This window comes from Lysinibacillus sp., from assembly GCF_032093475.1.
GTDB classification, from domain to species: domain Bacteria; phylum Bacillota; class Bacilli; order Bacillales_A; family Planococcaceae; genus Lysinibacillus; species Lysinibacillus irui.
The window spans coordinates 1-8,823 of sequence record NZ_DAMDAY010000002.1 but is presented as its reverse complement, the minus strand read 5'-3'; the positions used below and the strand labels follow the sequence as shown (position 1 = coordinate 8,823).

4 protein-coding genes and 2 pseudogenes are annotated in these 8,823 nt (G+C 36.2%); 5 read left to right on the top strand and 1 reads right to left on the bottom strand.

The annotated features are described in order from the left end of the window. The 4 genes and pseudogenes from RT445_RS00745 to RT445_RS00730 form a co-directional block, all read left to right on the top strand. A pseudogene (locus RT445_RS00745) lies at positions 1-2,202 on the top strand (efflux RND transporter permease subunit); the annotation flags it as partial. 18 nt (positions 2,203-2,220) lie between these two features. Beyond that, positions 2,221-3,306 (top strand): SDR family oxidoreductase, encoded by a 1,086-nt coding sequence (locus RT445_RS00740; protein ID WP_274795732.1) that lies wholly within the window; start codon positions 2,221-2,223, stop codon positions 3,304-3,306. A 322-nt stretch (positions 3,307-3,628) separates the two neighbouring features. Then, positions 3,629-4,393 (top strand): TerC family protein, encoded by a 765-nt coding sequence (locus tag RT445_RS00735; RefSeq protein ID WP_274795733.1) that lies wholly within the window; start codon positions 3,629-3,631, stop codon positions 4,391-4,393. Between the two features lie 290 nt (positions 4,394-4,683). Beyond that, positions 4,684-6,039 carry a TrkH family potassium uptake protein gene (locus tag RT445_RS00730; protein WP_274795735.1) on the top strand — a complete coding sequence of 452 codons (1,356 nt, stop codon included), beginning with the start codon at positions 4,684-4,686 and terminating at the stop codon, positions 6,037-6,039. Between the two features lie 316 nt (positions 6,040-6,355). Here RT445_RS00730 and RT445_RS00725 read toward each other — a convergent pair whose 3' ends face one another. Continuing rightward, the gene (locus tag RT445_RS00725) at positions 6,356-8,095 is read right to left on the bottom strand and encodes a B12-binding domain-containing radical SAM protein (RefSeq protein ID WP_274795736.1); all 1,740 of its coding nucleotides are present in this window, start codon (positions 8,093-8,095) and stop codon (positions 6,356-6,358) included. A gap of 310 nt (positions 8,096-8,405) precedes the next feature. On the opposite strand from RT445_RS00725, the pseudogene RT445_RS00720 reads away from it, so the two are divergent. Further along, positions 8,406-8,823 (top strand): annotated as a pseudogene (locus RT445_RS00720) (PAS domain-containing sensor histidine kinase); the annotation flags it as partial.

The following is an 8,823-nucleotide window of genomic DNA, read 5'->3' as shown; positions in this document are numbered from 1 at the left end:
CAGGAATCTGGTGCAAATACCGCAGAAGTTTCGAAAGCGTTTCAGCAGACATTAGATGATTTATTAAAAAAAGAACAGTATGAGGGTATTACAGCAGATATATTAGTCGATCAAGGTAACTATGTAGATTTAGCTATTAGTAACATTGGTACTTCCTTAATTCTAGGTGGACTATTTGCGATGTTTATCCTATTTGTTTTTTTACGTAGTGTAAAAAGCCCGATTATTATTGGTATTGCCATCCCTTATTCGGTTATTGTGACATTTGTGTTGATGTTTTTTGCAGATTTTTCGCTCAATATTATGACGCTAGGTGCCCTGGCATTGGGAATTGGTATGCTTGTAGATAATGCCATAGTCGTGATTGAAAATATAGAAAGACATTTAGGCTTAGAAAAGGATCCGATTACTGCAGCTAAAGAGGGGACGAAGGAGGTAGCCCTTGCTATTACAGCTTCGACGTTAACAACAATAGCTGTATTTATTCCTGTTATGTTTATCGAAGGCTTGATAGGTCAAATTTTTACAGAATTTGCCTTAACCATTTCGTTCAGTTTAATAGCTTCGTTAGTCGTGGCCCTTACAGTTGTGCCAATGTTAGCAAGTCGACTTTTGAAAATGAAAAGTAGCAATTTTGATGTACAGCGCAGTAACTCGTTATTTTATAAGCGTTTCAAATCTTCGATTGTATGGGTATTACAGCACCGAATGTTAATCCTTGTTTTCACAGTAGTCTGTTTTGGTCTATCCTTTTTTGGGCTTACAAAAATAGGAACTGAATTTTTACCACCTACCGATGAAGGATTCACATCTATAAATATTAACCTTGAGAAGGGTGTCGCTGTCTCTGAAACAGAAAAAGTTGTTAAGCAAATTGAGGAACGTTTAAAGCAGGAAAAAGATGTGGAAGTTTATGTTAGTTTAATTGGCGGTACACAACAATCACAGGCACGTGGACAAGCCAGTCCTAATCAGGCCGAAATGTATGTGAAACTAGTGCCGTTAGAAGAAAGGCAACGTTCTATTTTTGAATTTGTTGAAGAGTTGGAGCAAGATTTACAGGGAGAGCTTGGGGAGCAAGCAGAGGTTACCTTTAATGTATCGACGGCAACAGGCTCTTCACCACATACGTTAACGTTCCGATTAACCGACTCGGACGAGCAAAGACTTCAGCAATCTGTTGATAAAGTGCTGCCAGCGCTACAAGCAATTCAAGAAGTAACAAATGTCACAACAGACTTAGATAATACTGTGGAAGAAATTGAAATTGAGGTTGATCGCGAAAGGGCAAAAGACTATGGTTTTGTACCCGCACAAATTGCTCAAAACGTCAATCAAATGACAAAAGGACAATTAACATCCCAACTAATTACAGAGGACGGTGCTGTGTTACCGGTTTATACAAGTTTTGGACAGACATTTAATAATAGTATAGATGCGCTCAAAACGATGCAACTTCGTTCCCCAGCAGGACTGTTTGTGAAATTAGAGGATGTAGCTACTATATCTATTCAGGAAGGTCCAGTATCCATTCGCCGTTCTGACCAGGCAGCAGCAGTAGCCTTTTTTGTTGACTATGAAACAAAGGAATCATTAGGGGGAATATCGGCAAAAGTAGATAAAGCATTAGAAGAAGTTAATTTACCACCTACTACGGAGATTGTTTTTAGTGGGGATCGTGAGCTTTATGATAGTGCAATTGATGACATGCTACTAGCAGTTATGTTAGCAATTGTCCTTGTATATATTGTTATGGCTGCTCAATTTGAGTCTTTTAAATATCCATTTGTTATTATGTTTTCAGTCCCATTAATGATTATAGGTGTCGCTATAGCTATGTTTTTAACACGAACTTTAATTGGTGTGACGTCTGTCATAGGCATCCTAGTGCTTGTAGGAATTGTCGTGAATAATGGTATTGTGCTGGTTGATTATATTAATCAACAAAAAGCGAAGGGTATATCAACTTATGAGGCTATTTTACAGGCTACTCAAGATCGTCTTCGTCCAATTTTAATGACAGCGTTAACGACTATTTTAGGGTTGTTACCACTTGCATTAGGTATAGGTGAAGGGACAGAAATGAACCAACCGATGGGGATAGCTGTAATTGGAGGACTTGTAACCTCTACTTTACTTACTTTGTATATTGTACCCATTATTTATAGTTTAGTGGATAAAGAAACAAGAAAGATGCGCTAGATATAGGGGGAATGAGATATGAAAGTTCACTTTTTTACTGGTTTTCCAGGTTTCATTTCGAGTCAGCTCATTCGAACATTATTCCAAGAGAAACAAACGCAGCAGGTGATTGCCATTGTGCTGGCTGGTGAAACCATTAAAGCACAGAAGGAAAAAAACAAAATAGTAGAAGCGTTTCCTGACTGTTCGATTCGTATTATAGAGGGCGATATTACGTTGCCGAATTTAGGTTTAGACGATCAAATAATCAAAGAGATTGTCCCACAAATCGAGGTATTTTGGCATTTAGCCGCTATTTATGATTTAGCGGTGCCGCGAGATATTGCATGGAAAGTGAATGTCCATGGAACAACAATGGTCAATGACTTTGTGCGCACCTTACCTAATTTAAAACGCTATATGTATTTTAGCACGGCCTATGTAGCAGGTACTCGAGAAGGAGTCTTACGTGAAAATGAACTTATTCGACCACAAGCATTTAAAAACTATTATGAGGAAACAAAATATGAGGCTGAGCTTCGAGTGGAAGATTTAAAATCAGAAATACCTCTGACGATTATTAGACCTGGGATTGTAAGAGGGCATTCTAAAACTGGTGAAACCATTAAATTTGATGGACCTTACTTCTTTTTGAATTTGGTGGAACGCTTGAAGGGTCTACCGTTGATTCCGTATATTGGTCAATCTACATCGACGATTAACGTTGTGCCAATCGATTATATTTTAAATGCCTCTATTTTTTTGGCAAACGAACAAGGTGCAGAAGGTAAGACTCTTCATTTAACAGATCCCAAACCTCATCCTGTGCAGGAAGTATACCGTACAATGGTGAAACTGATGACAAATTCTTATCCAAAAGGGCGTATACCATTTACTCTGGCAAAGCTATCATTACAGATTCCTTTTATTCGAAAAAAACTAGGTGTCGAACAAGAAACATTAGATTATCTAACATGGAATGCCACATTTGACACCTCTGAAGCACAGTATATTTTACAAAAAGGTGATATTACATGCCCGGATTTTATACAGACAATGCCAAGAATGATTGATTTTTATTTAGCCCATAATAAGGATGAGAGCTATCACATTCAAATTAAGTAAAAAATAATATAGATATTTTTGTCAGTAGTAAATGATAGTGCTATAATGATTGAAAGAAGATACCTTCGACATTTGTCAAAGGGGAGTAGCTAACAGGAAATTAATTTACCTGGTTTCACATTCGTCAAGACATGGTTTTTGCCATCGGGTGTGATAGTGAATGGCTCTATACGTAATGACGTGTAGATTGATGTACCAAAAAGAAATAAGGTACGAATTTACTTAGCGAGACCTTTGCCTGAATAAAGGCAGGGGTTTTTTTCTTTTGTACTTTAGATGAAATGGTCGTTTTTGGTATATAGAGCTTAGAGGAGGCACTAGAATGGAAACAATTTTATTACAATATGGCTGGGTATTGATTGTCCTTGTTGTATTAGAAGGATTACTCGCGGCTGATAACGCGGTAGTGATGGCTGTTATGGTCAAGCATTTACCACAAGAACAGCAAAAAAAGGCACTATTTTATGGATTATTTGGAGCACTGATTTTCCGATTTTCAGCGCTTTTTGTAATAACAGTGTTGGTAAACTATTGGCAAATCCAAGCGGTAGGAGCTGCCTATTTACTATTTATGTCTGCGAAAAACATCTATGATTTGCGTAAACATAAAGACGATGATGATGAAGAATCTACTGAAAAATCTGGGAAAAAGGGTTCTGGATTCTGGTTAACGGTTCTGAAGGTTGAAGCGGCAGATATTGCATTTGCTATCGATTCAATGCTGGCAGCAGTTGCTATTGCCGTAACTTTACCGCATTTAGGAGAATTTGATATAGGTGGTATCAATGGAGGACAGTTTATTGTTATGCTCCTTGGTGGATTTATCGGCGTCATTATGATGCGTTTTGCAGCACAATGGTTTGTTAAAGTATTAAATGACTATCCTTCACTTGAAACAGCCGCATTTTTAATCGTGGGATGGGTAGGTGTGAAGCTGGTTGTTTTAACATTAGCCCATGAAAAAGTTGGAATACTACCTGAAGAGTTTCCACATTCCACTGCGTGGGAGTTAACATTCTGGGTTGTCTTGCTAGCCATTGCATTTGTTGGCTATCTAGTAGGAGTTCGTAATAAAAAGAATAATTAGGGTTTTAAATACAATAAAGACAAGCATGAGAAAAAGAATTCTCATGCTTGTTTTTATTATTAAAATTTATTAACCTCGATACTATTCCTCCCCCATTTGACCACTTACTCCTTATTTTTTCTCCTCTGATTTGGTTATTCAACAAATGAATAAAGGCTTTAGTATACAAATTAAACCTTTGTCGACAAACTAGGATGTTTAGGTGTAACTATTCCTCTTTCTTTTTTTATGTATTTTTTCTATACTATTATCTATCTAGTTGGGCATCATATGTGGAAGGGGTTGTTAAAGTGCCTTGGAAAAAATCATCAAATAAACTTGTCACACCATTTCAGGTACTTGTTTCTTATTACTTTATAGCCATAGCGATTTCCTTCCTGTTATTACGGCTTCCAGGCGTTCAGCAAGAAGGTGTAAAAGTTTCGTTTTTAGATAGTTTGTTTACCGCAGTGAGTGCAGTAAGTGTCACAGGTTTAACAACTATTAATATTTCAGAAACCTATACAACCTTTGGACTTGTGATGATTCTTGTTATTTTACAGTTAGGTGCCATCGGTATTATGTCACTCGGTACCTTTGTATGGCTGCTAGTAGGGAAAAAAATTGGAATGCGTGAACGTCAATTAATTATGATTGATCATAATCAGTACAGTGTGTCAGGTGTTGTTAAATTAATTCGTGAAATTTTGAAAATTTTATTTGGTATTGAAGTGGTAGGTACGGTTATTTTAACACTACACTTCACCAATTACTTTGATACATTGGAAGAAGCGTTCTTGCATGGTGTGTTTGCTTCAATTTCGGCAACAACTAATGGTGGGTTTGATATTACAGGAATGAGCTTATTGCCTTTCCATGATGATTATTTTGTTCAAATGGTTACGATGGTGCTTATTGTGTTAGGTGCTATCGGTTTCCCGGTATTAATCGAATTGAAGACGTTTTTGCTTAATCGACGTGCGAATTTTCGCTTCAGTCTGTTTACCAAAATTACGACATCAACATACGCGGTATTATTTGTTGTTGGTGCTCTTGTCATTTTACTCCTTGAATCATTCCATTCCTTTAAAGAAATGTCTTGGCACGAGGCTCTTTTTTCAGCGATGTTTCATTCAGTATCAACGCGCTCCGCTGGATTAACAACTTACGATGTCACGACATTCAGTGAGGCAACAGATATTTTTATGAGTTTTCTCATGTTCATTGGTTCTTCGCCAAGTTCTGTTGGTGGGGGTATTCGAACAACGACATTTGCCTTGGCCATTTTATTTTTAATAACCTTTGCAAGGGGAAGAGAAGATATTCAAGTATTTGGGCGGGAAATTCATTTAATAGACGTCTTTCGTTCATTCGTGGTAATCCTATTAGCATTTTTTATGGTGTTAATTGCAACGATCATTTTGCTCATTACAGAACCACAAGCGTCACTTATTCAAATTATTTTTGAAATTACTTCTGCATTCGGAACATGTGGTATGTCGTTAGGAATCACTTCCGATTTATCTGTGATTGGAAAAATCATTATCATTATTTTAATGTTTATAGGCCGAGTAGGTTTAATTTCATTCCTTTATACACTTGGTGGTGGGGGACGAGGTAAAAAATCAAGCTTCCATTATCCAAAAGAACGAGTTATTATTGGCTAATTTTTTAGAAGTATACGATGCTAATGTGTCATCATTTCATCGTATACTTCATATAAAAAAGTAAATTCCTTAAATTGTCATATAATTTTCGAAAAATTTAAAATTATATTTCCCGAAAGTAAAATTTCCTTGTGGGTATTATTTACAAAGCTTTTAGAGTATGTCTTTAAGGCATTTGCCCTAAAGTTTTGAAGCTTAGCTATGAATACTTGACTAATTATCTATTGATTCAGGAAGTCCATAAATAAAGGTTTTAGAAAAGTTTAAGACAGAAAAAAAGCTAGTCCTGATCGTTAGTAAGGACTAGCATTTCGTATTACATAGAATGAATTGTTGCAAAATAAGGTGCTTGGCCGTGACGGAAATAGGTTAACAAATAGCCATTTTTTTGTACAATTTTGCCATTCTTAAAATCTTGGTAATCAAGAGCATGAGGGATAATTAGTGTATGCTTAAATAATTCCTTCTCAGACAGCTTAAAGCTTGCAAATTCCTCACCTGCGATAGTTGGATCTTCACGTAAGGCATGATAAAGGGCCTTTTGTTGTTCTTCAGTTGGGCGTTCATTCCACCATAGTTTACGTGGCTGGAACTGCTGAGCCATTAAATAATCAAGCTGCATTAAGCTTTTGACAATGTTTAAATTTACACCATCCACCGTTTCTAAAAACATTAATAAGCGTTGGAATAAATCCTCCAACTGATGACCAATACGGGACCAACCTTTTGTTTCCCAATAAGTTCCGAAGTTTTGGAAAAAGTCAAAAGGTGTGTCAAAGACCTCTGTAACTAAATATTCGATGGTATGATCCATACGGTGATCATTCCAGTATTTCTCAAGAACATCCTCTGCATGTTTAATGCGAACGATATCATCAAATGTTAGAACATTATTAGAGAAAATTTCATATGGAGATATATCTACATAGGTATAGCCAAACTTTTCAGCCTCTAATCGAAGTCCAGTACCGCGTAGAAGCTTTAAAAATCCAAGCTGTAATTCCTCTGGACGCATAGCAAAAACGTCATTAAACGTCTGACGGAAGCTTGCATAATCTTCCTCTGGTAAACCAGCAATTAAATCTAAATGCTGATCTATTTTTCCGCCCTCTTTTACCATTGTCACCGTTCTTTTTAGTTTTTCAAAATTTTGGCGGCGTTTAACGAGTGTATTTGTTAAATCATTTGTAGATTGAACACCTATCTCAAAACGGAACAACCCTCTTGGTGCATTGTCATTTAAAAATTGGATAACTTCAGGTCGCATGATATCGGCAGTAATCTCAAACTGGAATACAACACCAGGTTGATGTTCATCAATTAAAAATTGGAACATTTCCATTGCATAGCTACGGCTTATATTGAAGGTACGATCTACGAATTTAATTGTTCGAGCACCATTATCCATTAAGAAACGAATATCTTCTTTAATTTTTTCACGGTTAAAATAGCGAACGCCTACTTCAATAGAAGATAAACAAAATTGGCAACTAAACGGACAGCCTCGACTTGTTTCGATGTACTGAATTCGTTTGCTAAGATGGGGAAGGTCCTCCTCGAAACGAAATGGGCTTGGCAATTCCCGTAGATCAATTTTTGGCGGCTGTGCGTGAATCTTTACTTTTCCATCCTCTAAATAACAAATCCCAGGAACATCCTCCAACAGTATCTCTCCGTGGAAATAGCGCAATAATTGTTTAAATGAAGTTTCGCCTTCACCCATAACAATAAAGTCTACTTCAGGTATACGGCGTAGCCAATGGTGAGAATCATAAGAAACTTCAGGTCCACCGAGCAAAATTTTAACATTTGGACAGACCGTTTTTAACATTTTAATCACGTGAATGGTTTCTTCGATATTCCAGATATAACAGCTAAATCCAACAATATCAGGTTTTTTTTGGAACAAATCTGATACAATATTAAAAGCAGGGTCTTTAATTGTATACTCTGCTATAATTGGATTAAACTCTGGTAAAGCTGCGCCTTTTAAATAGCGCAATGCTAAATTTGTGTGAATATACTTTGCGTTTAAAGTAGTTAAAATAGTATTCATTTAATAATCTTCCTTTCAACATCTTATTGTATCAGTCAAGTATCTGACATACAATATAATTCTTTTTACCTATTTATTTTGTGAACGGTTCGTGAAATAATTTAAAATACTTAAATTTACTAAATTTTGTAATAATAGAATCGTGCTGTCATAAAGTATAGTAAAGGCTCAAAATTCGATTTAGAGGTTTTTTACTCTTGTGAAAGGTTCGGTGAGAAAGTTGAAGCAAAATGATATTAATCAATGTTTTGGAAATCTTATGAAAAGTACTTCGTCACCAACACTTATACTGAATAAAGCAGGGAAAATTTTGAACGTCAATGAAGCTGCTATTAAGCTTTTTAATCTTAATTTAACGTATATTGGCTATTTAGCTATGGACGAGCAATCTAATTTTAAATGGACTAAATTCGTCAAACAATTACAAAATGATTTGCGCTCGGAAGAAATTTTCAATATCCGCACAGCTGGAAACGACTACGAAATGCTATCTTTTAAATGTTTTTATGATCCGAATACAGAGGAGATTGTTGCGCAAATTTCAACACTAAATGATGATGTTGCCCATAAATTATACGTTAGCCATGCGCATGAAAGATCACATTCCTTCAATGCGTACGATTACTTACCTTATGCTGTTATTGTAAGTGATGCTAGCGGTATTATTCTTGGGCTTAATAAGTATGCGGAAATGTTTTTAAAAGTAGAGAGCACGCAGCTACTTCATA